Below are 24,293 nucleotides of genomic sequence, written 5' to 3'. Positions count from 1 at the left end.
ACCCCTTCTCAGCCAGCCGCTACTGCGGTTTTGGTCCTGTCCCTATAGCGTTCGACCGCGGCAACGTCGCTTTCGGCCTCAAGCATCAGCATCAGCGAATGCAACTGTTCCAGGTCACGCAATTCGACACTGACCAGAAGGCGGTAAAAATCCGGTTTGCGGTCGACAAATTCCAGGTTCGAAATATTTGCCTTTTTCTCGCCTATCAACGTACAAATGCGCCCTAGCACCCCCGCATCATTGCCAATCGTGACGTCCAGCGTCGCACCATGAACGGCCGGGTGCGTGCCAGAATGCCAGTGGAGATCAACCCAGCGATCTGGTTCGCTTTCGAACTCGGACAGGCGGTCGCAATCGATTGCGTGCACCACAACGCCCTTGCCGCGATAGGTAATGCCGACGATGCGTTCGCCAGGCAAAGGTTGACAACAGGGCGCGCGGTCGAATTTCTGGCCGGGTTCAAGGCCGATCACCGCGCGGCGCGGAGAAATGGCGTCACCGTCATCCTGGGTAAGTTCAGGGTAAACGGCGCTGACCACATCATGCGCCGTCAGCTCGGCGCTGCCGAGACGCGCCAGCAATTCGTGACGATCCTTCAGGCGTAGGTGTTTCGCCGCGGTATCCAGCGCCTTGTCGGTAGCCTTTCGACCGACATGTTCGAAACCGGAACGCGCAAGTTCCTTGCCCAGCTTGATGAACCGCTCGCGGTCGACCTCGCGCAGCGCACGCCGAATGGCGGTCCGGGCCTTGCCGGTCACCGCAATCTCAAGCCACGTTACCTGAGGCGTCTGGCCGTCAGCGGTAATTACATCTACCGACTGACCATTCTTGATGCGCGTCCACAATGGCACACGAATGCCGTCCACCTTGGCACCAACGCAGGCATGTCCAATACGGGTGTGGATCGCATAGGCGAAATCAATCGGCGTGGCCCCGCGCGGTAGCTTGACCACATCACCTTTGGGCGTGAAGCAAAACACCTGATCCGAGTACATTTCCAGTTTGACCGCTTCGAGGAAATCTTCGTGATCTTCCTCGCTGTCGAACTGTTCGGTCAGGTTTGCAATCCACTTGGCCGGATCAACGGCAAATGGGTTTTCCGAGCGGACACCGTCGCGGTACGACCAATGCGCTGCAACGCCGGTTTCTGCCACATCATGCATCTGACGGGTGCGGATCTGAACCTCGACCCGTTTCCCGTCGCGGCCGGAAACTGTTGTGTGGATCGAGCGATAACCGTTCGATTTCGGCTGCGAAATATAATCCTTGAACCGACCCGGCACCGCGCGCCAACGCTGGTGGATCGCACCTAGCGTCCGGTAACAATCTTCCTCGGACCGGGTAATGATGCGAAAGCCGTAGATGTCGGACAGGCGCGAAAAACCCTGATCCTTTTCCTGCATCTTACGCCAGATCGAATAAGGCTTTTTGGCGCGACCAAACACTTCGGCTTCGATGCCCGCCTTTTCCAGCTCGTGCCGCATGTCGCCGGTGATCCGGTGAATCACGTCGCCGGTTTCACGTTGCAAGGTGATAAAGCGGCGAATGATCGACTGGCGACCTTCGGAATTCAGAACGCGGAAAGCAAGATCCTCAAGCTCTTCGCGCATCCACTGCATACCCATGCGACCCGCGAGCGGCGCATAAATATCCATCGTCTCGCGTGCCTTCTGCACCTGCTTTTCCGGGCGCATTGCCTTGATAGTGCGCATGTTGTGCAGACGGTCAGCGAGTTTGACCAGAATAACCCGCAGATCCTTGGACATGGCCATGAACAGCTTGCGGAAATTCTCGGCCTGTTTGGTCTCGCGGCTGGACAGCTGCAGGTTGGTCAGCTTGGTGACGCCATCGACCAGCTTGGCAACCTCTTCCCCGAACAGTTCGGACACTTTGCCATAATTGGCCTTGGTGTCTTCGATCGTGTCATGCAGCAACGCCGTAATGATCGTCGCATCATCAAGACGCTGTTCGGTCAGGATGGCGGCCACGGCAACAGGATGCGTGAAATAGGGTTCGCCTGAATGGCGAAACTGACCGTCATGCATCTGCTTTCCGAACTCATATGCTCGGGCGATGCGGTCAGCATTAGTCTTGGGGTTGTAGTTGCGGACCAGCGCAATCAGGTCGTCTGCAGAAATCATCCGGTCCGCACCTTTTTCTTTGGGGATTACCCCTGGCCTTGAGCCTCCATCAGAGCGCGCAGCAGCTTCTCTTCCGACATATCGTCATCGGCAGGTTTGTCCGACTCCGCACCCATCAGCAGAGCCATCTGATCTTCTTCCGGCTCGTCGACCTCAATCTGGGTCTGGTTGGCCTCGATCAGGCGCTCGCGCAGTTCATCCGCGCTTTGAGTTTCGTCCGCAATCTCGCGCAGCGACACGACGGGATTCTTGTCATTGTCACGGTCGACGGTGATAGGGCCGCCAGCAGAAATCTCGCGCGCACGATGGGCGGCAAGCATCACCAGTTCAAACCGGTTAGGAACCTTGTCTACGCAATCTTCAACCGTCACGCGGGCCATGGGGCGCTCTCCGTTACTGAATCCATGTCAGGAAGAGGTTTATCTAAGGGCGAATCCCCGCCTTGACAAGCAAGAAATGCTGCAAATGCACCGTTCACACAGCCGTGACTGCCACAATATCCGACGCGGGCAGGTCTGCCAGCATTTCGGTTACCGTCCGGCCCAGCACCGGATGCCTCCAATCCGGGGCGACGTCCGCCATCGGAACAAGGACGAAGGCACGATCCTGTAGGCGCGGATGTGGAATAATCAGCCGGTCCGGCGCCTTTTGCGTCTGTTCCTGTGCTGGCAGGGTCAGCCAACTGTCAAATTCGGTGCGATCTGGCAGAACCAGATCATCATAGCAGACCAGATCCAGATCCAGCGTTCGCATACCCCATCGCTGCACCCTTTCGCGGCCAAACTGATGCTCAATTTGGTGAAGCAGGTGCAACAAATCGGCCGGTGTCCTGTCCGTTTCGATCAAAGCAGCCGCATTGACGTAGTCAGGCCCGGCACCTGCCGGGAAGCACGGGGTCTCAAAAAAACGGCTGACCTCACGAATCACCACCCCTTGACGCAACATCGCGTCAAGTGCGCTTTGAAGTGTCACCTTGGGGCCAATACCTCTCAATTTGAGATTTGCGCCCAGCGCGATAACCGCTTTTGACATAGATTTGTACGTTCCATTCACTATATTCGGCGAATTGCATGCTTGCGATACGACCGAAATGGCCTAATTATAGAAGATCAGCGCGCCGCATATTTCCAAATACCCACTCACGTAACACCACGGCGTCCTGTATTGTACCGGAAGGACCTATTTATGTTCTATAAAGACGAACGGCTAGCGCTGTTCATCGACGGCTCGAATCTTTATGCGGCCGCAAAAGCACTGGGGTTTGACATCGACTACAAATTGCTGCGCCAGGAGTTTATGCGCCGCGGCAAAATGCTTCGGGCTTTTTACTATACGGCGCTATTGGAAAACGACGAGTATTCCCCGATCCGCCCCTTGGTTGACTGGCTGCATTACAACGGCTTCACCATGGTGACAAAACCGGCGAAGGAATACACCGACAGCATGGGGCGTCGGAAAGTCAAAGGTAACATGGATATCGAACTGACGGTCGACGCCATGGAACTGGCACCGCGTGTCGATCATATCGTGTTGTTCTCGGGCGATGGGGATTTCCGCCCGCTGATTGCCAGCTTGCAACGTCAGGGCGTGCGCGTTTCGGTGGTTTCGACCATCCGCAGCCAGCCGCCGATGATCTCGGACGAGCTGCGCCGCCAGGCTGACAACTTCATCGAACTTGAAGACCTGCGCGACGTGATCGGGCGACCTCCGCGTGAAATGCCCATGGAGCCACGCAGCGTTGCTGCGGGTGGACAGTAAGACCCGGCCACTCACCAAGCCCGGGGGAAGAAATTAGCGCGGTCAGGCTGTACCAACCTGGCCGCGCTTCTTTAACTAAAAGCAGGTACTGAAACACCTGCTGGCTAGCAGTGATTCATGTCAGATCAATGACAACGTCCTGTCTGGACCATAGCCGGGAAAAGACTTACCTGTGGCCTATGGAGACCAAGACATGACCAAGCCGCCCCTTACCCTATACCTCGCCGCGCCGCGCGGGTTCTGCGCCGGTGTCGACCGGGCGATCAAGATCGTTGAAATGGCGCTGCAGAAATGGGGGGCCCCGGTCTATGTGCGCCATGAAATTGTGCACAACAAATTCGTCGTAGATGGTCTGCGCGCCAAGGGGGCCGTTTTTGTCGAAGAGCTGGACGAGTGTCCTAACGACCGACCCGTTATTTTTTCAGCGCATGGCGTACCGAAATCCGTTCCCGCGTCGGCGGCCCAGCGGGAAATGATCTACGTCGATGCCACCTGCCCGCTGGTCTCCAAGGTCCATGTCGAGGCGCAGCGCCATGCTGAAGCCGGATTGCAGATGATCATGATCGGGCACAAGGGCCATCCAGAAACCATCGGCACCATGGGCCAATTGCCTGACGGCGAAGTGCTGCTGGTTGAAACCGTCGATGACGTGGCCTCGGTTCAGGTGCGCAATCCGGAAAAGCTGGCATTTGTCACCCAGACGACGCTTTCGGTGGATGACACCAAGGACATTATCGCGGCCCTCGAAACCCGGTTCCCGGCCATCGTTGGCCCGCATAAAGAAGACATTTGCTACGCCACCACGAACCGGCAAGAGGCCGTTAAGGCCGTGGCTCCGAAGTCGGATGCTTTGCTGGTTGTGGGCGCACCGAACTCGTCGAACTCACGTCGGCTGGTCGAGGTTGCTGCGCGCGCCGGGTGCAACTATGCGCAATTGGTGCAGCGCGCCCACGATATCGACTGGCGGGCGCTGGAAGGCATCTCAACCATCGCCATTACCGCAGGCGCGTCAGCACCCGAAGTGCTGGTGAATGAGGTGATTGACGCTTTCGACACCCACTATGACGTAACGGTTGAACTGGTCGAAACTGCCGTCGAAAATGTCGAATTCAAAGTGCCTCGCGTCCTGAGGCAAACCGCATGAGAGGCGTCCCCAGGGCGCCGTTGGTTCTGGCGCTGGCGGGGCTGATCCCGTTCATTTGGGGCGCGCTGACCTCCTTGAACGGCGATTTGCAGGATTGGGGCAGGCAAGAGCTTGGGTCGCGGTTCGTCGGGCCGTATATTCAACTGTTCTACGGCTCGGTGATCTTAAGTTTTATGTCCGGTGTTCTGTGGGGGTTCGCCACCAAGACCTCGGGCAGTAAGGCAGCGACGTGCTATGTGCTGTCGGTCCTCCCGGCGCTTTGGGCGTTTTTCATGACCGGCGGTGGACCCGTCGAGGCGGGCATCAACCTGATGTACGGCTTCGCCGGTTTGCTGATGCTGGACGCGATATTTGCATATTGGCGACTGACCCCGACATGGTGGCTGAGGCTGCGCGTTCTGCTGACAGCCATCGTCCTGATATGCCTTGCCGTAGGAGTGTACCTGTGACCGATCGCAAGACAATTGACGCCTACACCTCGCGTGTTGCCGAATACCTGAGCGTCCCATTGCCGCCCGAACAGATCGAAGCGCGTATGGCCTTTGCCGAAGCGGTTGCGCCGGGTGGCTATGTGCTGGACCTCGGCTCAGGCCCTGGGGCGGATAGCATGTTTTTCCTGCGTGAGGGGCTGCGGGTTCGGGCATTGGATGCGACGCCGGCCTTTGTGGAACACGCCCGCGAAAATGGCGTAGATGCGCATGTCGGTACATTTGACGATGTGACCGATACGGCCACGTTTGACGGCATCTATGCCAGCTTTTCGCTGCTGCATGCACCGCGCAAGGATTTCCCGCGCCATTTGGCGGCCATCCACCGGGCATTGAAGCCCGAGGGTATCTTTTTCCTTGGTCTGAAACTGGGAACCGGTGAACACCGTGACGACATTGATCGCTATTACACCTATTTCTCACAGACCGAGATCGAAGAGGCGCTGGCCGAGGCAGGGTTCACAATTGACCGGATTACAACCGGAGTCGGCAAAGGTCTGGCCGGGTCTTATGACGGCTTTATTCTGGTGATCGCCCATGCCTGAGTTGTTTGCCTATACCGATGGTGCCTGTTCGGGCAATCCTGGCCCGGGGGGCTGGGGCGTGCTGATGCGCGCGATGGACGGCGAAAAAGTCCTGAAAGAGCGCGAGCTGAACGGCGGCGAGGCTGAAACCACCAACAATCGCATGGAATTGCTGGCAGCGATCAGCGCGCTGGAAACGCTGGAGCGGGCCTCGAAGATCACCGTGGTAACCGACAGCGCCTATGTGAAGAATGGCGTCACCGGCTGGATTTTCGGCTGGAAGCGCAACGGCTGGAAAACCTCGAACAAGAAGCCGGTCAAGAATGTCGATCTGTGGCAGCGACTGGACGAGGCGCAGGCGCGCCATGACGTGACCTGGGAATGGGTCAAGGGCCATGCTGGCCATCCCGAAAACGAAAAAGCCGACGAGCTGGCCCGCGCGGGCATGGCCCCGTTCAAACCCAAAAAGGCGCAAACGTGAGCGGTCTGGCACTGCTCGACTATGCCTCAGTTCTGGTTTTTGCCCTGACGGGTGCATTGGTGGCTAGCCGGGCACAGCTGGATTTGGTGGGTTTTGCCTTTATGGCCTGCCTGACTGCTGTGGGCGGCGGAACCGTCCGCGACCTGCTGCTGGACCGGCACCCGGTGTTTTGGGTTGGTCAACCGGACTATATCCTGATCGCCACAGCGGCTGCCGTGGTTGTGTTTTTTACTGCTCATTTGGTGGAAAGCCGATACAACTTGCTGGTCTGGCTGGACAGTTTCGCCCTGTCGATTGCCGCAGCAGCAGGTGCTGGCGCAGCCTTGTCGCTGAACCAATCCGGTGTGATCGTTGTGCTGATGGGCGTCACAACGGGCTGCCTTGGCGGCTTAATGCGGGACGTGGTCTGCAACGAAGTGCCACTGGTCCTGAAACAGGGTGAGCTCTACGTCTCTTGCGCGTTTGCCGGGGCTTTTGCCGCTGTGATTGCGACCCGACTTGGTTTCGACGAGCTGGCCACACTGGCCGCATGTGCGTTGATCTGCTGGGCATTGCGGGCGGGATCATTGGTGTTTGGCTGGCGGCTTCCGGTTTACAAGGCGCGCCCGCCGCGGCAATAAATGGGTGCAAAATGTTCGATCTGCATTTCCTGTGCCACAGAAATGAGAACTGAAATGAAATTCACTTTCCCCATTTTTGTCGCCTCACTAGCTCTTCTGGGTGCGTGTGCAGAGCGATACGACGCGGTCAGCTTCGTTGTACAGGGCGACGAAATCGTTGCTTCGGGGGCTATTGATCACACGACACTCAGCGCTTTTGAAGAAATCACTGCGGCCAATCCCGAGATCAAGACACTTGTACTGCAGAACATCGAAGGCTCGGTCGATGATGATGCAAATGTCGTTTTCAGCCGCGTTGTGCGAGACGAAGGGTTCGATACTGTGGTGCCCTCAAACGGCTTGGTCGCCTCTGGTGGCACCGATCTGTTCCTGGCCGGCAATCGACGCACTCTGGAACCTGGCGCATGCGTCGGGGTTCATAGCTGGGGCGGCGGCGGATATGTGGCTGCCAACCTGCCCGAAAGCCACCCCGAGCACGATCGCTATCTCGACTATTTCAATGATATTGGTGTCGACCCGGCCTTTTATTGGTTCACGCTTGATGCAGCGTCCGAGGACGAAATGCACTGGATGTCAGCAGAGGAAGCCAATCGTTTCAAAATGGCGACGCGCAATTCGAAATCGTTGGGATCAACAGTGATTTGCGACGAGCGGTAGCCACGCTCAACGTCGTAGATAGGTCTGCCAGATCCAGATCACCAGCAGAGCCCCCAGAACGGCACCCACAAAACCGGACAACCATCCTGCCACGGTGATCAAGGCCCGCAACAGAAATCCGCCAACCAGTGCACCAACGATGCCAATCAACATGGTTGTGGGGATGTTGGCCTCGATCCGCATTAAACGGGTGGCCAGGAACCCTGCGGCGGCTCCGATGACGATCAGGGCGATAACAGGCATGTCACTTCCTCCAATGGGTCGGCACGATGATCAGCGCGCCGACGGATGACACAATAGCGTTCAATCCCGGGGACCCAAAAGCAAGGTTAAACCCGAACATCCTGCCAAACATGATCTGAGCAAAGAAAAACAGAAAGGCGCCGCCGATACAAATGATGATAGATTGCAGATAGCCGTTTCGGGTAAACCCGGTTTTTTCCGCGAGGCTTCCAACGACGGCTGCGATTAACACCGTCCCCATCAAAGTCATGTACAAGTCTGTTATTCCTTCTAAATCCGACTTCCCTTGGCCACAGGCCAGCCCCGCAGAAAGGTTTCCTTATCCTGTGCGCCTTTGCCCGCCCGTTGCAGGCGCAACAGATCAACGGCACCCTCGCCGCAAGCTATTGTCAAGGCATCGTCCAGAGCTTCGCCGGGTACGCCCTGCCCCTCGGCCAGACGCGACGCCAGTAGTTTCACGCGGTCCCCGTCAATCTCGGTCCAGGCACCTGGGAACGGGGACAGACCACGGATCTGCCGGTCCACCTCTGCTGCGGGCCGGGACCAGTCAATCCGTGCCTCTGATTTGTCGATCTTGGCGGCATAGGTCACACCGACCTCGGGCTGCGGCTCGGGCGTCAGATCTGGCAGGTCATGCAAAGCCTCAACGATCAGTTTGGAGCCCATTATCGACAGCCGGTCATGCAACTGGTCGGTGGTTTCCTCGATCCCGATATCGGTTGCTTCGCGCACAAGAACCGGGCCTGTGTCCAACCCGGCCTCCATCTGCATGATGCAGATACCGGTTTGCGCATCGCCGGACATGATGGCGCGATGGATCGGGGCCGCCCCGCGCCAGCGCGGCAACAGGCTGGCATGGATATTCAGACATCCCTGGGCAGGCGCGTCCAGAATAGGCTGCGGCAGGATCAAACCATAAGCGACCACCACGGCCACATCTGCGTTTAGTGCAGCAAAGGCATCCTGTTCTTCGGCCAATTTCAGAGACGTCGGATGGCGGACAGTCAGGCCCAGCGCCTCGGCCCGTGCGTGAACTGGTGTCGGGCGGTCCTTTTTGCCCCGACCAGCCGGGCGCGGGGGCTGGCAATACACTGCGACAATGTCATGCCCAGCTTCGACAAGCGTATCCAGAACCGGGACCGAAAAGTCGGGCGTACCCATGAATACAACGCGCATCTCTACCCCAGCTTTTTGGCTTTGCGCAGCAGCATGTCCCGTTTGACCTTGCTGAGCCGGTCGAAATACATCTTCCCGTTCAGATGGTCGATCTGGTGCTGTACGCTTGTGGCTTCGATCCCGACAAAGTCGCGGCGATCCACCATCCCCTGCTCATTCAGGAACTTGACCGTCACCGCGCGTGGGCGCTTCACCTTGGCCGAAACACCAGGCAGGTTCGGGCTGGCCTCATCATGTTCGCGCAATTCGATTGAGCTGTGCAGGATTTCCGGGTTGGCCAGACGCACAGCCTTACCGCGTTCAGCCGAGCCGTCCACCACAGCCAGGCGCAACATCACGCCGATCTGCGGCGCGGCAAGGCCAACACCGGGCATCGCTTCCATCGTGTCGACCATGTCGTCCCAGATGGCACGGATTTCATCGGTGATCTCGGCGACGTCCTCCGCCTTGGTGCGCAGGCGTTTATCGGGCCATGGCAGGCAGGTGCGAGCGGTCATGCGCGGGCCTGCTCGCGCTTTAGTTTCTGCATCTTCCGCGTGATCATCTGCCGTTTCAGCGGCTTGAGATAGTCGATGAACAGCTTGCCGTTCAAATGGTCGATCTCATGCTGAACACAGGTCGCCCACAGGCCGTCGAATGTTTCCTGTTGCAAGTTCCCATCCTGGTCAATCCACGTGACATCAACCACTTTGGGGCGCGTGACTTCGGCGAATTGCTCGGGGATCGACAGGCAGCCTTCTTCGTAGACATTGGTCTCATCGGACGAGGCGATAACCTCGGGGTTGAACATGATCAGCGGACGTGCGGCTTCGCCGTCTTCCTTAATGCAGTCCAACACGATCAACCGATCCAGCACGCCGATCTGAGGCGCGGCCAGACCAACGCCAGGCGCGTCATACATCGTCTCCAGCATGTCGTCGGCCAGCTTGCGCAGCTCGTCGCTGATATCTGCCACAGGCGCGCAGACCTTTTTCAGGCGGGGGTCGGGATGGATCAGGATATTACGTTTCATGGGGTTGATTTAGGCCATCCCGCACTGCACCGCAACGCCCCCCTTGCACCCGCTGGAATTGTAGCTAGCTTTCGTCCGGACAGATGGAGCAGACATGACTTTCAACGACCTGATCGACCGCCGGGGAACCAACAGTTCAAAATGGGATAAGATGGAGCAAATCTACGGTGTGCCCCCGCAGGACGGGCTGGCCATGTGGACGGCAGATTCCGATTACCCAACAGCGCCTTGCGTAATTGATGCGGTTCGAAAAGCGGCTGACCATGGGGTCTTTGGGTATTCGTGGATTCACCCGGAATATCTGGCATCGATTCAGTGGTGGATGAAGAACCGCCATAGCTGGGACATCGACACCGATTGGGTGCTGACTTCACAGGGGTTAGGCAATGCGATCGCCCTGTCTCTGGATGTCTGGAGCGAACCCGGCGACGGCGTCGTCATCTTCAGCCCCGTTTACCATGAGTTTGCCCACAAGGTGAACAAATCGGGACGTCGCGTTGTCGAGTGCCCGCTAGTTCGCCAAGGCGAAACCTATGGGCTGGATCTGGACGACGCTCAGTCGCGTCTGGACGGGTCGGAAAAGCTGTTGCTGTGGTGCTCGCCGCAAAACCCCTCGGGCCGGGTGTGGACACCGGATGAACTGCGTGCCGTGGCCGCATTCGCCGAACGTAATGGGTTGATTTTGGTCTCGGATGAGATCCACCACGATCTGGTTTATCCTGGCAATACGTTCGTGCCGATGGATGTGGCTGCGCCGGATGCGCGGCCGTGGACCGTGACCCTGACTGCGGCGTCCAAGACATTTAACATCGCCGGTCAACGCACCGGTAACATGATCATTCCGGACCCCAAACTGCGCGCGGCTATGCGGTACCGCATTCAGACGCTGGACTATGACCCCAGCGCGTTGGGCGTGGCGATGATAACTGCCGCCTATTCGCCCGAGGGTGCGGCATGGGTTGACGAACAGGTCGCGCATCTGGCGGGCAACTGCCAGGTCTTTGACGCAGCAATCGCCGAGATCCCTGGTCTGTGGTCCATGCCATTGCAGGCTACTTATCTGGCTTGGGTAGAATTCTCAGGAACCGGCATGACCCATGAAGAGTTTGTCCGTCGCCTGCGCGAAGATGCCAAAATCGCAACGTCCTCAGGCCCTGGTTTCGGCGCAGGTGGTGAGACCTTCGAACGGTTTAACTTGGCCACTCAGCGTGCACGGGTCGAAGAGGCATGCGCCCGGCTAAAGCATGCATTTGCTGATTTGCAGTGAACGAGGCGGCCAACGGCGATGTCGTTGGCCCTGCCCTCAATCCTTGTGCCCAAGCAACGCAATCGGCGCGTCCGGCGCGCGGTAGAAATCCAGCGGAGCCTTGTCGGCTGCGGCCGTGCTGCGTTTAAACTCGTACCGCATTTCGCCTGCTTCATCCTCATCCGCGATGATTAGGCATTGGTACAAGTGACTGACACCATCATAGATATCCACAAGCCCGCGCAGTTGAGGCGTGGTTTCGGCCTCAACTGTAAATCCGTCTTTCCACAATCGAAGAATCTTGTAGGTATTGTCGCCAATATCGACACGAAGGCGGCTGATCTTTTTCAATCCTGCGATTCGCGCCGCATCCAATTCGGCAGTAATTTCCTTTGAAACATAAGTACTCATAAAAATATCTCCCCCGGCAGTGTATTCTATTGTGAGGCGCAAATTGTAAAAATCCAGTGAACCTGATCACAGTCAGCGCCGGGATTTCAATTTGTTGCACAGAAATCCCAATCCTTCCTGTGCGTATGCGCAGGAAGGATGCGCGCGCCCTCGCATAGGAACGCCCCATGTACCCGCCTATGTTTGGCGCAAACGCTTTTCGGAGGGCATGAGCAATGGGCCTGTTGGTCGACGGTAAATGGCACGACACTTGGTATGACACCAAATCCACGGGCGGCGCGTTCAAACGCAGCGCCGCGCAGTTTCGCAATTGGCTGACGGCAGATGGCAGCGCCGGACCATCGGGCAAGGGTGGCTTCAACGCTGAAACCGACCGCTACCACCTCTATGTCAGCCTGGCCTGTCCATGGGCGCACCGCACTCTGATCTTCAGGGAACTGAAAGGTTTGAACAAGCACGTCTCAGTCTCGGTGGTACATCCCGACATGCTGGACAAAGGCTGGACCTTCGAGACTGATGACTACGGCGCAACCGGGGACACACTGTACGGTCTGGGCTTTGCTCACCAGATTTACACCAAGGCCGACCCGACATATTCGGGTCGTGTCACAGTGCCGATCCTGTGGGACAAGAAACAGCAGACGATCGTTTCGAACGAAAGCTCGGAAATCATCCGCATGTTCAACTCGGCCTTTGACGGGATTACCGGCAACGCCGACGATTATTGGCCCGAAGCGATGCGCGATGAGATCGAAGAGGTGAATGCGCGCATCTATTCCAACGTCAACAACGGCGTCTACAAATCCGGCTTTGCCACCAGCCAACAAGCTTATGACGCCGCCGTGGACCCGCTGTTTGAAACGCTGGACTGGTTAGAGGATCGTTTGGCTTCAAAACGTTATCTGATGGGGGATCGCCTGACTGAGGCTGACTGGCGGTTGTTCACGACGCTGATCCGGTTCGATCCCGTCTATCATCTGCATTTCAAATGCAACCGGCGGCGACTGATCGATTACCCCAACCTGTGGGCTTATACGCGCGAGCTGTATCAATGGCCGGGCGTCGCTTCGACGGTGAACATGCACCACATCGTGCGCCACTATCACTATAGCCACGAAAGCATCAATCCGCATCGGATCATCCCGACCAACCCGGTTTTGGACTACATGGAACCGCACGGGCGTGGTCAGCGGCCCGCCGCGTAATGTTCAACCATCGCCGCCAGATCTTCTGGCGGCGTGCCGCTTTGCACATAAGCGCACGCGTTTGGACTGTGGGCAAAGATCGAACCGTCTGAAAAAAAGGTGGTGTTGGTAACAAAGATCACTCGCGCCTCGGGGCGGCGATAGCTGGCGAAATCAGCCACTGCCAACGCACTGCCATTTTCCAGCACCAGATCCAACACGATGATATCGAAATCCGTGCCATACAACGCAAGGATCGCAGCCTCTTGCCCGGCAACAAGCGTCACTTCGGCGCCTTGCCGTTCCAGATGTCTTTTCCAGACCCGACCAAGGTCGGGGTTACTCTCAACAATCAGTACATTCATTTGCAACAACCTCGGCACTTGGTAGAGTGTGCGGTGCCGACCCCCGTGGTTTGTGATCACGCTTATTCCTTAACAAAGTGTTAACGGTGCCGGTCAACCGGGCCGATCACGCGGATTTGCTTGTGTAAGCGGCAAAAATCCGCTTGAAGCACCGGAAACACGCAATTCCGACGAGAACACCGATGGCAAGCCCAAACGCAGATTTGAACCCCCGTGCCGTGCGCGACCATGGCGGCGGGCTGGACGGCGCTATCGCCCGGTTCGGCGGGGCACGCGACAATTGGCTGGACCTGTCCACCGGCATCAACCCACACCCGTATCCGGTGTCGGGACTGACCCCGTCGGATTGGGCCGCGCTGCCGGATCACGGTGCGTTTGAACGGCTGTCTGCCGCAGCACGCCAGTTCTGGTCTGTTCCAGATGGTGCCGCGATTCTGCCCGCGCCCGGCGCATCAGCAGTAATCGCCCGCATGCCTGCGCTTGCTGCGACGGGTCGGGTTCAGATCACAGCACCTACCTACAACGAACACGCGGCAGCTTTCGCCGCGCAGGGTTGGACAGTTGAATCGAACGGTCCAGCCGAGGCGCGCGTCCTTGTGCACCCGAATAATCCGGATGGACGTATCTGGTCCGAACAGAACGCCGATGCCCCGCTAACCGTGATTGATGAGAGTTTTTGTGACGTTTGCCCTGACGCATCCCTAATTCATCTGGCCGAGCAGCCAAGTGTGATCGTGTTGAAAAGTTTCGGCAAGTTCTGGGGTTTGGCCGGGCTACGGCTGGGATTTGCAATTGGCCGCCCTGATTTGATCTCAAAGCTGAACGATTTGACCGGGCCGTGGTCTGTCTCTGGCCCTGCCCTTCGGATCGGGGAACGGGCGCTGCGGGACACGGACTGGGCCAAAGCAACCCGTCAGCAGTTGGCGGCAGCGACAGAACAGCTAGACCGGATCATGACCGGCAAGGGGGCAAAACTGGTCGGCGGCACCACGTTGTTCCGCCTTTATGACGTCGACGATGCCGCCGCTTGGCAGGCCAAGCTGGCCCGCGCCCATATCTGGAGCCGCATATTCCCCTACTCAAACACTTATCTGCGCCTTGGCTTGCCGCCTGCAGACGGATGGCGTCAGCTTGAGGCCGCGTTGTGAGCACGGCTTTTCTGCTGGTTTGCGCCATGTGTCTGGACGCGGCGCTTGGAGAGCCAGATTGGATCTGGTCGCGCATTCGTCATCCGGCAGTGATGATCGGCACTGTCATCGGCTGGTTGGACCTGCGCCTGAACCGCGGAACGAATAGGCGCTTGAAAGGCGTGGCCATCGTGCTGCTGCTGATCTTTGGCGCAGTGATTCTGGGCCGCACGCTGACCTTGTTTGGGCCGGTGATCGAAATCGTCCTTGCCGCAATTCTGCTGGCACAGAAGTCACTGGTGACCCATGTGCGCGATGTCGGTGACGGGCTTCGCTCCTCCTTAACCGAGGGCCGCGCCAAAGTCGCCATGATCGTTTCGCGCGATACGCGGGACATGACCGACGCGCAGGTCGCGCGATCCGCTATTGAAAGCGCTGCAGAAAATCTCAGCGACGGCGTAATTGCGCCCGCGTTTTGGTTTCTGGTCGCGGGCCTGCCGGGGTTGCTGATCTACAAGGCGGTCAACACTGCCGATAGCATGATCGGCTACCGGTCGGAAAAGTACCGCGACTTCGGCTGGGCCGCGGCGCGTCTGGACGATTTGTTGAACCTCATTCCCGCCCGTCTGACCTGCGTGATGATCGTGGCGCTATCCGGTCAATGGGCGCGCTGGCCAGAAATGGTCGCGGATGCACGTCGCCATATCTCACCCAACGCCGGTTGGCCCGAGGCCGCGATGGCGCGCGCCTTAAACGTCGCCCTTGCCGGGCCGCGCAGCTATGACGGACAGGTCTGCGATCTGGCCTGGGTCAACGGTGATGCGCCACGTAACATCGGCGCGCCGGAGATTTTCCGCGCATGTGACATGCTTTGGCGGGTTTGGGGGCTTGCGCTGGGCCTCGTGTCGGTGTGGGTTGGGGTCAGCTTTATTTTCTGACGGACCCTAAAATGCGTTTACTCTCGGGCATCATTGCCGCCACCCTGCTCGCCTCTCCCGCCCTGGCCCAATGTGGCGGCGGGTTCAATTCCTTTGTGAAGGGTCTGAAGGCCGAGGCCGTTCAGCAAGGGTTCGATAAATCCACCGTGAACAGCTTTTTCAAAGGTGTTCAGCAGGACAGCGCGGTTCTAAAGGCGGATCGGGCGCAAGGCGTATTCCAAATACCGTTCATCGATTTTTCACGCCGTCTGATTTCGCAAAACCGGATTGATCGCGGCAAATCCATGTCTCGCAAATACGATGCGGTGTTTGACCGGATTGAGCGGGAATATGGCGTGTCGCGCGGTGTACTGCTGGCGTTCTGGGCGTTCGAGACCGACTATGGCGCGGTACAAGGTGACTTCAACACCCGCAACGCTCTGGTCACTCTGGCGCATGACTGCCGCCGACCTGAGTTGTTCCGACCACAGGTTTTTGCAGCCATCGAGCTCTACACCCAAGGGGATTTCGACCCCAACCGCACGACCGGAGCCTGGGCAGGTGAGATCGGTATGGTGCAGATGTTGCCCCGCGACATTCTGGAAAATGGCGTGGACGGGGATGGCGACGGCAAGGTCTCGCTAAAAACCTCAGCCCCGGATGCGCTGATGTCGGGCGGCAAGATGCTGTCGCATCTGGGCTGGCGTCCGGGTGAGCCCTGGCTGCAGGAGGTAACTGTTCCCGCCCAGATGGACTGGTCCCTGTCCGGCCCCGGCAAGTCGCGGTCCGTATCCGAATGGCAGGCGATGGGCGTTCAAGCGCGCAGCGGATCTCTGGCCAATCTGCCCGCGTCGCTGATCCTGCCACAGGGTCGCAACGGCCCCGCATTCTTGGCCTACCCAAACTTTGACGTCTATTTCGAATGGAACCAGAGCTTTGTTTATGTCCTGACCGCTGCCTATTTCGGTACGCGGTTGGAGGGCGGCCAAATCTATGACGCAGGTTCCCCGCCACAAGGCCTGTCGGGCGCGCAGATGAAGCAATTGCAGACCAAGCTTCAAGCGCGTGGGCATAATGTGGGCAAGATCGATGGTATTCTGGGTGCCGGCACGCGGGCTGCCGTTCAGGCCGAACAGGCACGGCTGGGGTTGCCCGCGGATGCGTGGCCAACAGCTGATTTGCTCAATCAGTTATGAGCCCCGATGCGTCCCGCACAGACGGGACACATCCGGACGCAACACCACAGAGTTATGCAACCTCGGCGCGGTGATGCGGCGCTTTTGGTTCAAACGCGTGTGAAGTCAACGCCCCTCCCCGCGTTTCAATCGCCGTATTGGCAGGGATTTCAGTCCATTCGCCGCTATTCGCGTCCAACGGTTCGGACGAAATAATGAACCCATCCTTACACGCCTTGTAGTGGAGGCTTGGGGCAAAGCGGTCCGAGGCATATCGGGCGGCAAAAAGGCGATCGCCGTCCGACCAACAAGCGGCAAAGCGAAGATATGGCATTGTACCTCGGCGTCGTGACAGATCTTCGACACGTTGGACTGCCCGCTCCATGGCGCCGATCGGATCGATATCCAGACCTTCGCCATGGGCAATCAGGAAAATCGCTTCGCTTTCGGTTGCGCCAAGCCGGTGGCTGTAGAGGTCAGGTGGTATCATCCCGTCCAACTCCTGCCGGATACGGTCATGCCCTCCGGCCTGCCCATTATGCATAAAACTCCATTTTCCAACACCAAACGGGTGGCAGTTGTTCCGCGAAGTTGCAGTACCCGTTGATGCCCGCACATGGGCCAGAAAGAGATGCGACCGGGTGTGATGCGTAAGCTGTTTCAGATTGGCATCCGACCAGGCGGGGTTAGTGTCCTTGTAAAAACAAGGCGTCTCACGTTCGGAATACCAGGCAAGGCCAAATCCATCTGCGTTGATCGGCGTCTTTCCGATCAGAGCATTTCGGCTCTGAATGACAAGCGATTGCTCTTGGTTCAGAACCAATTCATCTAGATAACGCTTTGCGCCTGCCCAAGCCAGAAATCGGCACATCTGTTAGCCCCATTGAGTATGAATTTTTTTTGAGAGCATACCACCGGCTCAGATAAGAAAACTCACCATTCTTCGCGGGCATTCGGTATTATTTCGATCAAATGACAACGCAAAACGCGAATTTTAAATCAGCTAATGCCGTACTTGGATCCAATGCCTGATCGTCGAGGCGGCATCCAAACTCATTCAGGCCGGACCGGGTATCGGTCGCCTTTCTCGTCAATCAAAACTAGGCGCTTACCGCTGCGTACGTAGAGATCGCAGCGGCTGAACCCGTTACGATACGCGATGCAGACACTGCCGTCGTCGGCAATGGAATATGTCCCAAACGCGGAATCCCCGCTGGCGTAGGTAAAGGAATAAGCCCCACCAGCCGAAAACTTGGACTGTCCGTCGTCATAGAAGGTCAGCGTTCGCCCCGCGAGGGCGTCCAGCTCGGCAGATGAAAGCGGGACATCTCCGGGTTTTGTTGGCCATTCCGCCGCCACAACCGGGCTGGCAGCCAACAAGGCAAAGATCAGATATCGGGTCATGCTGCCACCTTAACCCGCCACGCGGCGATTGAGGCATAACGTTGCAGTGAACGATCAGGCGACCATCTGTTCGGCCTTTTTCAGATCGACCGAAACCAACTGGCTGACGCCCTGTTCCTGCATGGTCACGCCAAACAGCCGATCCATCCGCGCCATGGTCACCGCATGGTGGGTGATGATCAGGAAGCGAGTGTCCGTCTGGCGGCACATTTCGTCCAGCAGGTCGCAGAAACGGGTGACGTTGGCGTCATCCAGTGGCGCGTCGACCTCATCCAGCACACAGATCGGCGCGGGGTTGGCGAGGAAGACGCCAAAGATCAGCGCGGTCGCCGTCAAGGTCTGCTCGCCGCCCGAAAGCAGGCTGAGGGTGGATAGCTTCTTGCCCGGCGGCTGGCACATGATTTCCAGCCCGGCATCCAGCGGATCGTCGCTTTCGACCATGACCAGATTCGCCTCACCGCCACCGAACAGGTGCTTAAACAGCATGGCAAAGTTCGAATTCACCTGCTCAAACGCGGTCAAAAGACGCTCGCGGCCTTCCCGGTTAAGGCTGGCAATCCCACTGCGCAGGGCCTTGATCGCTTCTTCCAGATCAGCCTTTTCGGTGTTCAGCGTATCGAACTCTTCCTGAACTTCCTTGGCGTCTTCTTCGGCCCGCAGGTTCACCGCACCCATCGCGTCTCGCTGGCGCTTGTGGCGGTTTACTTCGGCCTCAAGCGTGTCGGCTGCAGGCATCTGGTCAGGATTCACATCCAGTTGGTTCAGCAACTGGTTCGGCGTCAGCTGCTGATCTTCAGCGATCCGCTCAGCAGCTGCCACGACGCTTTCTTTGGCTGCGTCACAGCGCGCCTCAGCCGCTGCACGGGATTCGCGGGCTTCAGACGCCAAACGTTCAGCTTCTCGCTCGGCCAGCACAACTTCGCGCTGCTGCGTCTCAGCCTCGGCAAGCTTGTCGGCGGCCTCGGCACGCCGGGCCTCGGCTGTCTCGATCAACTCGTTCAGTTCTTCGCGGGCTTCGGCGATCTCACCCGGGGCGGCCATCGCCTCAGACAGTTCTTCCTCAGAGCTATCCTTGCGTTCGACCAATTCCGCGATACGTTTTTCTGCTGAATCCAGTCGGTGCCGCCAGCCACTGAGGTCCTTGGTCACTTCCTGGGCCCGCCGGGTTCGTGCCTCGCCTTCGCGGCGCAGCTCATCATGGGATGAGCGATGGGTCAGCATGGTGATCCGCGCGGCCTCAACCGTCTGTTTGATATCCTCGACCTGCGCGCGCGCGCTGTCGACGTCACCCAGGCCGGCCAGAGCGCCTTCGGCCTCGCGCAGTTGCGCGCGGGCAGACATGGCATCATCCTTGTGTCTATCAACGGCAAGGGTAAGCGTTTCCAACCTGCCCTGCGCCAGATTGCGGTCAGCCTCGGCCCGGCTCAGCCCGCGCGCGGATTCCGCCATCCGCTGATCGGCGGCGCGTCGGGCTTCGCGGGCCCGGCGGTCTGCCTCGGTGACATCCGCCAGTTGCTGCGACAGCGCCTCATGTGCGGCACGTGCACCATCAGCCTGCGCTTCGGCGCGGGTAAGCTCCTGTTTCAGAGCTTCAAGCTTGTTGAGCTGCTCCAACCGCAAAGCTGCAGCGCTTGGCGCATCTTCGGCCCATGCCCGGAACCCGTCCCAACGCCACAAGTCACCCGAACGGGACACCAGACGCTGCCCCGGCTTTAATGAGGCTTGCAGCCGCGCGCCCTGATCCGCATCAACCAATCCGATCTGAGCGATCCGGCGGCTCAGGCGGTCTGGGCCCGAGACATGCAACGCCAATGGTTCTGCCCCATCGGGCAGGGGCTGATCTGCATCGTAGCCTGACACCTGCACCCAACCGGATGGTCCATCGGCATCGACCAACGGTGTACGCAGGTCATCAGCCAGTGCCGCCCCCAGCGCCTTTTCATAGCCGGGCTCGACCCGCAGCAGATCCAAGACCTGCCCGCCTTCGGCGGTATCCCGTTCGACCAGCTTGGCCAAGGCGGATGTCTCGGCACGGATCGCGCCCAGTTCACCCTCGGCCTCAGACCGCTGAGCGCGTGCTTCGGCTTCTCTCGCTTGCGTTTCATTGCGCAGCTCGTCCGCTGCGGCCAGCGCTTCGTCGGCGGCCTCAGCGGCCTCGCGCGCTTCTTCCTCACCCTCTTGCGCTTCCTCAAACGCTTCGCTGGCGCGGGTCAAAGCATTGCGAGCTTCGTCTACCGCAGCACGGGCTTTCTCTTCTTCGCCTTCGGACCGGGTCAGCGTCTTGCGGCTGTCTTCGACCAAACGCTGAGCCGACTGGTGACGCGCCACAAGACGCGCCACATCTTCGGTTTCCTGCGACAGGTGATCTTCTCGATCTTGCAGCACGGATGCGGCTTCGCGCGCGATCTCGGCGGCCTCAGCCACTTTGTCGTCATGCCCATCTGCCGCTTTGGCCAGTTCGCGCGCTTCCCATTCCAGACGCTCAATCATCTGGCCCGCGTCCCGGTTCAGGCCGGTTTCGCGTTCGATATCGTTGGCCAATTGCTGAATTCGGTTGGTCAGCGTCTCGATCGTCTGACGCGCGCGGGTTTCCTGATCAGCCAGTTGGTCGCGCTGTACCTGCTGTCGTTGCAAGACGGCGGCGGCGATTGCCTCTTCCTCGCGCAGAGGCGGCAGAATTTCCTCGATTTCAGACCGCTTGGCGCTGGCGGCGCGGGCTTCGGCCTCCGCGCGCGAGGCTTCGGTGACCCGCTCGCGCAAGACGTCTTCGGCCTGTTGGCGGGCCATGTCAGCCTCTTTCCAGCGGCGATAGAGCAGCATGCCTTCAGCCTGCCGTAGTTGCTCCCCAATCTCACGGTACCGCGCCGCCTGACGCGCCTGCCGTGCAAGCTGCGCCAATTGGGTGCCAAGCTGTTCGAGAACGTCATCCACACGGGTCAGGTTGGATTCGGTGCCCTTCAGCTTTAGCTCCGCCTCGTGGCGGCGCTGATAAAGGCCCGAGATACCGGCTGCCTCTTCCAAAATGCGGCGACGCGCGCGGGGCTTGGCGTTGATCAGCTCGGCAATGCGGTTCTGCCCCACCAGTGCAGGTGAATGCGCGCCGGTCGAGGCATCGGCAAAAAGCATCTGGACATCGCGCGCCCGAACATCTTTGCCGTTGGTCTTGTAAGCGCTGCCGACATCGCGGGTGATGCGACGCACAATTTCCAACTGATCGCTGTCATTGAACCCCGAAGGCGCCAAACGTTCCGAGTTATCCATCGTCAGGACAACTTCGGCAAAATTGCGGGCCGGACGCGTTGCGGCCCCGGCAAAGATCACATCCTCCATCGCGCCACCGCGCATGGATTTGGGGCGGTTTTCACCCATTACCCAACGCAACGCTTCCAGAAGATTGGACTTGCCGCAGCCATTTGGGCCCACCACACCGGTCAACCCATCCGCGATAATCAGATCGGTCGGGTCAACAAAGCTTTTGAAGCCGGTGAGTTTGAGTTTGCTGAAACGCAAAAGCCGCTCGTCCCATGATTCCTATATCTGGAAGTCTGCGCAACCCATTGGGGGTGAGTCAACGGAGTAACGCAGGATATGGGATTTCACGCCAAGTTATCCACAATATCTTGCCAAAATACGCAAAAAAGCGCGTATCTCAGTAAGGAGCACACTCAAAAACCTGATATCCATAGTCTTCGTAGTAGCCATAGTCGATACATTCATAGGGACCGCGAAGAAGGCTGCCGAAAATCAGCTTTTGCCCAAGTTCCCGGTCACATCCCAGAATGCCCACGGTGACTGCAGCATCGCCCAGAACATCCAACAACGGGCAACCCGACACCTGTGCCATAGCCAGTGCGGCCCGGTCGCGAATGGGGCCAAGGCGCGGAGCATATTGAGAGTTGATGCGTACAGCCTCGGCCAGTTGATCGCGGACCCGCACATCAAATACACTGCCGTTCACCGCCACACGGGTCGCAGGCACATCGCGAAAGTGGGGCGTGCCGGCCGAGCAAGCGGCCAGCACTAGGAGGGACAGATACCGGATCATACCCCCAGCATTGCGCCATCAAGGTTAACAAAACCTTTCCGCCGGTCAGGCGCGCAGAACCTCGCCCAATCGGCGAATACCTTCGCGGATCGTATCCTCATCCGAGTTCGAGAAGCTCAACCGGATCGTGTTGGTCCCGCTGCCGTCCGGGAAAAAGGCCCCACCCGGGACAAAGGCGACTTTGACCGTGTCCAGCGCCCGGGCTAGCAGTTCGGCCCCGTTTGTACCGACCGGCAATGTCAACCACACGAACATGCCACCTTCCGGCTTGGTCCACTGCACGCCATCGGGCATATGGTCCTGCAACGCCTGCAACATGGCGTCGCGACGGGCACCGTAGACACGACGCAGCATCGGGATATGCGTGTCGAAACAAACCCGTGCCACCTGGTCAATGGCCATCTGGTTGATGGTTGCCGAATGCAGATCGGCAGCCTGTTTCATCAACACCAATTGAGAAATCACTGGCTTTGCCGCCACGACCCAACCAACCCGCAACCCCGGAGACAAGGTTTTCGAAAAGCTTCCACAATAGATCGTGCGGCAATCCTCAATCGACCCTTTGCACGCCAATTCCAGTGCCAGAACCGGGGGGATGGCATTACCGTCATAACGCAGGGCCTGATAGGCGCCATCCTCGATCACCGCGCAGTTCAACTCATCCGCCAGATCCAGCAGCGCTTCCCGCCCCCGCAGATCCACGGTTTCGCCTGTCGGGTTGGCGAAATCGGGCGATAGATAGGCAAATTTGACCGCGCCTTCGCCCGCTGACGCCGCGTATTCTGCCGCGCCCCGGTTGCCATTGATGCTGAGCCGGTCAAAACGTGGTTCATAAGCATTGAATGCAGCCAATGCGCCCAGGTAGGTCGGCCATCCGACCAGCGCAGTATCGCCCGGCGACAGATAGAGTTTACCCAGATAATCCAATGCCTGCTGCGAGCCTGACGTGATCAGGATGTTCTCAAGCCCGCATTCCACTCCGATTGAACGCATGTGGTCGACGAGCCATTCCCGCAGCGGGACGTAACCTTCGCTGACGGAATATTGTAGCGCCTGAGCCTGCTGGTCAGGCCCCAACGCAGCTTGAAAGGCGGCCGCGAACCCTTCGGCTGGAAACAACGCGGGATCGGGGATGCCGCCTGCAAAAGAGATGATCCCCGGCTGATCCAACAGCTTTAACAATTCGCGTATCTCAGACGCTTTCATCCGGGATGCCCGCGTGGCGAACAATTCGTGCGTAGACATGAGTCTCCTCCGCTCTCAGTCATGGCCAGCGTAGAGAGGAACATCACAAAGTCAACAATGCTGACCTAATATTTTAGACCACGTGACCCCGCATTCTTGAACCTCGCCGCCATCCGTGGTCATATCATTTGACCAATTTCCGGAATGACGCCCGCATGCCTTTTCAAAAAGTTCAGACCGAAAAGCTTTCAATCGCGGTAGTTCGCCAGATTGAACTGCTGATACTGCGCGGCATACTGCGCCCCGGCGAACGTCTGCCCGCCGAACGCGAATTGGCCGAGCGGCTGGGCGTATCCCGGCCGTCCCTGCGCGACGCGATCGCGGATCTGCAAAGCCAAGGGTTGCTGACAGCAAAAGCAGGATCCGGGATCTATGTGGCCGAGGTTCTAGGCTCAGCCTTCTCCCCGGCGCTAATCCGGCTGTTCGGCAGCCATGACGAGGCGGTGTTCGATTACCTCTCGTTCCGGCGCGACATGGAAGGGTTGGCGGCCGAACGCGCGGCCCGGTTGGGGTCGGAAAGCGACCTGAAGGTGGTCCAGACGATTTTTGCCAAGATGGAAGCCGCCCATACCAGCAATGCGACCGAAGATGAGGCGCAACTGGACGCGCAATTCCACATGGCTATCATCGAGGCCAGCCATAATGTGGTCATGCTGCATATGATGCGGTCAATGTTCGATCTGTTGCGGCAAGGCGTGTTCTATAACCGCCAGATGATGTTCCGGCAGCAAACGACGCGCGAGGCCATCCTGGACCAGCACCGCGCCATCAACACCGCGCTTCAGGCACGCGACCCGGCCGCTGCCCGAGCCGCTGTCGACATGCACTTAACCTATGTCGAACAATGCCTTTGGGACGGGAAGAAGGCCGAACGCAACGAAAACATCGCTAAACAAAAATTGATGCACGAGGCCGAAGATTAGGCGGGTG

General features: G+C 58.6%; 28 protein-coding genes. 13 read left to right on the top strand and 15 right to left on the bottom strand.

From position 1 onward, the window contains the following. Positions 1-8 precede the first annotated feature (8 nt). The 3 genes from AC2FD9_RS14305 to folK all read right to left on the bottom strand — a co-directional run bounded on the left by AC2FD9_RS14305 (position 9) and on the right by folK (position 3,173). Positions 9-2,141: a RelA/SpoT family protein gene (locus tag AC2FD9_RS14305; RefSeq protein WP_058278948.1), complete on the bottom strand. Its 2,133-nt coding sequence runs from the start codon at positions 2,139-2,141 to the stop codon at positions 9-11. Positions 2,142-2,167: 26 nt separating this feature from the next. Continuing rightward, entirely contained in the window at positions 2,168-2,521 is a 354-nt protein-coding gene (rpoZ, locus tag AC2FD9_RS14300) for a DNA-directed RNA polymerase subunit omega (protein ID WP_010437681.1), read from the bottom strand. Positions 2,522-2,615: 94 nt separating this feature from the next. Next, on the bottom strand, positions 2,616-3,173 hold the full coding sequence (gene folK, locus AC2FD9_RS14295; protein WP_496837478.1) for a 2-amino-4-hydroxy-6-hydroxymethyldihydropteridine diphosphokinase: 558 nt from the start codon (positions 3,171-3,173) through the stop codon (positions 2,616-2,618). Positions 3,174-3,326: 153 nt separating this feature from the next. Between folK and AC2FD9_RS14290 the strand changes: the two genes are divergently transcribed. The 7 genes from AC2FD9_RS14290 to AC2FD9_RS14260 all read left to right on the top strand — a co-directional run bounded on the left by AC2FD9_RS14290 (position 3,327) and on the right by AC2FD9_RS14260 (position 7,813). Continuing rightward, a complete protein-coding gene (locus AC2FD9_RS14290) occupies positions 3,327-3,899 on the top strand; it encodes a LabA-like NYN domain-containing protein (protein WP_058278950.1) in 573 nt (190 codons plus the stop codon). 193 nt (positions 3,900-4,092) lie between these two features. Continuing rightward, entirely contained in the window at positions 4,093-5,043 is a 951-nt protein-coding gene (gene ispH, locus AC2FD9_RS14285) for a 4-hydroxy-3-methylbut-2-enyl diphosphate reductase (RefSeq protein ID WP_496755551.1), read from the top strand. After that, complete coding sequence (locus AC2FD9_RS14280; RefSeq protein ID WP_496723284.1) at positions 5,040-5,492, top strand: DUF3429 domain-containing protein; 453 nt, start codon at positions 5,040-5,042, stop codon at positions 5,490-5,492. The genes ispH and AC2FD9_RS14280 overlap by 4 nt, the downstream gene beginning before the upstream one ends. Further along, complete coding sequence (locus AC2FD9_RS14275) at positions 5,489-6,076, top strand: class I SAM-dependent methyltransferase (protein ID WP_496755552.1); 588 nt, start codon at positions 5,489-5,491, stop codon at positions 6,074-6,076. The genes AC2FD9_RS14280 and AC2FD9_RS14275 overlap by 4 nt, the downstream gene beginning before the upstream one ends. Then, positions 6,069-6,536 carry a ribonuclease HI gene (rnhA, locus tag AC2FD9_RS14270; RefSeq protein WP_108861286.1) on the top strand — a complete coding sequence of 156 codons (468 nt, stop codon included), beginning with the start codon at positions 6,069-6,071 and terminating at the stop codon, positions 6,534-6,536. Before AC2FD9_RS14275 ends, rnhA begins: the two co-directional genes overlap by 8 nt. Beyond that, positions 6,533-7,156, top strand: coding sequence for a trimeric intracellular cation channel family protein (locus tag AC2FD9_RS14265; RefSeq protein WP_058273289.1), 624 nt, complete (start codon positions 6,533-6,535; stop codon positions 7,154-7,156). Before rnhA ends, AC2FD9_RS14265 begins: the two co-directional genes overlap by 4 nt. A gap of 54 nt (positions 7,157-7,210) precedes the next feature. Beyond that, positions 7,211-7,813 carry a COG3904 family protein gene (locus AC2FD9_RS14260; RefSeq protein ID WP_496837476.1) on the top strand — a complete coding sequence of 201 codons (603 nt, stop codon included), beginning with the start codon at positions 7,211-7,213 and terminating at the stop codon, positions 7,811-7,813. 6 nt (positions 7,814-7,819) lie between these two features. Here the strand turns inward: AC2FD9_RS14260 and AC2FD9_RS14255 are convergent, their stop codons facing one another. Genes AC2FD9_RS14255 through def (AC2FD9_RS14235) form a run of 5 tightly spaced genes read right to left on the bottom strand, consistent with a single transcriptional unit; the run spans position 7,820 to position 10,244 of the window. Further along, entirely contained in the window at positions 7,820-8,056 is a 237-nt protein-coding gene (locus tag AC2FD9_RS14255) for a GlsB/YeaQ/YmgE family stress response membrane protein (protein ID WP_058273291.1), read from the bottom strand. A 1-nt stretch (position 8,057) separates the two neighbouring features. After that, the gene (locus AC2FD9_RS14250) at positions 8,058-8,312 is read right to left on the bottom strand and encodes a hypothetical protein (RefSeq protein ID WP_058278955.1); all 255 of its coding nucleotides are present in this window, start codon (positions 8,310-8,312) and stop codon (positions 8,058-8,060) included. Positions 8,313-8,326: 14 nt separating this feature from the next. Beyond that, complete coding sequence (gene fmt / locus AC2FD9_RS14245; RefSeq protein WP_496837473.1) at positions 8,327-9,232, bottom strand: methionyl-tRNA formyltransferase; 906 nt, start codon at positions 9,230-9,232, stop codon at positions 8,327-8,329. 2 nt (positions 9,233-9,234) lie between these two features. Further along, positions 9,235-9,729: a peptide deformylase gene (gene def, locus AC2FD9_RS14240; RefSeq protein WP_496837472.1), complete on the bottom strand. Its 495-nt coding sequence runs from the start codon at positions 9,727-9,729 to the stop codon at positions 9,235-9,237. After that, positions 9,726-10,244 carry a peptide deformylase gene (gene def, locus AC2FD9_RS14235; RefSeq protein ID WP_496837471.1) on the bottom strand — a complete coding sequence of 173 codons (519 nt, stop codon included), beginning with the start codon at positions 10,242-10,244 and terminating at the stop codon, positions 9,726-9,728. Before def (AC2FD9_RS14235) ends, def (AC2FD9_RS14240) begins: the two co-directional genes overlap by 4 nt. Positions 10,245-10,338: 94 nt before the next feature. On the opposite strand from def (AC2FD9_RS14235), the gene AC2FD9_RS14230 reads away from it, so the two are divergent. Beyond that, positions 10,339-11,511, top strand: a complete 1,173-nt coding sequence (locus tag AC2FD9_RS14230) for a MalY/PatB family protein (RefSeq protein WP_496837469.1) — start codon at positions 10,339-10,341, stop codon at positions 11,509-11,511. Positions 11,512-11,547: 36 nt separating this feature from the next. On the opposite strand, the gene AC2FD9_RS14225 is transcribed toward AC2FD9_RS14230, so the two are convergent. Next, the gene (locus AC2FD9_RS14225) at positions 11,548-11,901 is read right to left on the bottom strand and encodes a hypothetical protein (protein WP_109312266.1); all 354 of its coding nucleotides are present in this window, start codon (positions 11,899-11,901) and stop codon (positions 11,548-11,550) included. 215 nt (positions 11,902-12,116) lie between these two features. On the opposite strand from AC2FD9_RS14225, the gene AC2FD9_RS14220 reads away from it, so the two are divergent. Beyond that, positions 12,117-13,106 (top strand): glutathione S-transferase family protein, encoded by a 990-nt coding sequence (locus tag AC2FD9_RS14220; RefSeq protein ID WP_058278961.1) that lies wholly within the window; start codon positions 12,117-12,119, stop codon positions 13,104-13,106. On the opposite strand, the gene AC2FD9_RS14215 is transcribed toward AC2FD9_RS14220, so the two are convergent. After that, positions 13,088-13,450 (bottom strand): response regulator transcription factor, encoded by a 363-nt coding sequence (locus tag AC2FD9_RS14215; protein ID WP_108861296.1) that lies wholly within the window; start codon positions 13,448-13,450, stop codon positions 13,088-13,090. The two genes, AC2FD9_RS14220 and AC2FD9_RS14215, sit on opposite strands and share 19 nt — an antisense overlap. Positions 13,451-13,632: 182 nt before the next feature. Here AC2FD9_RS14215 and cobD point away from each other — a divergent pair, with 182 nt between their 5' ends. Genes cobD through AC2FD9_RS14200 form a run of 3 tightly spaced genes read left to right on the top strand, consistent with a single transcriptional unit; the run spans position 13,633 to position 16,690 of the window. Continuing rightward, positions 13,633-14,598 carry a threonine-phosphate decarboxylase CobD gene (gene cobD, locus AC2FD9_RS14210; RefSeq protein ID WP_496723306.1) on the top strand — a complete coding sequence of 322 codons (966 nt, stop codon included), beginning with the start codon at positions 13,633-13,635 and terminating at the stop codon, positions 14,596-14,598. Next, on the top strand, positions 14,595-15,515 hold the full coding sequence (gene cbiB / locus AC2FD9_RS14205; RefSeq protein ID WP_282169920.1) for an adenosylcobinamide-phosphate synthase CbiB: 921 nt from the start codon (positions 14,595-14,597) through the stop codon (positions 15,513-15,515). Before cobD ends, cbiB begins: the two co-directional genes overlap by 4 nt. An 11-nt stretch (positions 15,516-15,526) precedes the next feature. Then, on the top strand, positions 15,527-16,690 hold the full coding sequence (locus tag AC2FD9_RS14200) for a lytic murein transglycosylase (protein WP_496767204.1): 1,164 nt from the start codon (positions 15,527-15,529) through the stop codon (positions 16,688-16,690). A 52-nt stretch (positions 16,691-16,742) separates the two neighbouring features. Here the strand turns inward: AC2FD9_RS14200 and AC2FD9_RS14195 are convergent, their stop codons facing one another. The 5 genes from AC2FD9_RS14195 to AC2FD9_RS14175 all read right to left on the bottom strand — a co-directional run bounded on the left by AC2FD9_RS14195 (position 16,743) and on the right by AC2FD9_RS14175 (position 23,363). After that, complete coding sequence (locus AC2FD9_RS14195; RefSeq protein WP_282120838.1) at positions 16,743-17,540, bottom strand: class II glutamine amidotransferase; 798 nt, start codon at positions 17,538-17,540, stop codon at positions 16,743-16,745. 182 nt (positions 17,541-17,722) lie between these two features. After that, entirely contained in the window at positions 17,723-18,073 is a 351-nt protein-coding gene (locus AC2FD9_RS14190; protein ID WP_058273303.1) for a hypothetical protein, read from the bottom strand. A gap of 54 nt (positions 18,074-18,127) precedes the next feature. Next, entirely contained in the window at positions 18,128-21,583 is a 3,456-nt protein-coding gene (locus AC2FD9_RS14185) for a chromosome segregation SMC family protein (RefSeq protein ID WP_496837465.1), read from the bottom strand. 139 nt (positions 21,584-21,722) lie between these two features. Then, on the bottom strand, positions 21,723-22,118 hold the full coding sequence (locus AC2FD9_RS14180) for a hypothetical protein (protein ID WP_496837464.1): 396 nt from the start codon (positions 22,116-22,118) through the stop codon (positions 21,723-21,725). 45 nt (positions 22,119-22,163) lie between these two features. Further along, positions 22,164-23,363, bottom strand: a complete 1,200-nt coding sequence (locus AC2FD9_RS14175; RefSeq protein ID WP_282120834.1) for an aminotransferase-like domain-containing protein — start codon at positions 23,361-23,363, stop codon at positions 22,164-22,166. Between the two features lie 155 nt (positions 23,364-23,518). Here AC2FD9_RS14175 and AC2FD9_RS14170 point away from each other — a divergent pair, with 155 nt between their 5' ends. Then, on the top strand, positions 23,519-24,286 hold the full coding sequence (locus AC2FD9_RS14170; RefSeq protein ID WP_496837462.1) for an FCD domain-containing protein: 768 nt from the start codon (positions 23,519-23,521) through the stop codon (positions 24,284-24,286). The last annotated feature ends 7 nt before the right edge of the window (positions 24,287-24,293 follow it).

The sequence above is a fragment of the Ruegeria sp. YTSC230 genome (genome assembly GCF_059609665.1).
Note: the sequence above shows the minus strand (reverse complement) of the source record. Positions and strands in the feature narration are given on the sequence as shown.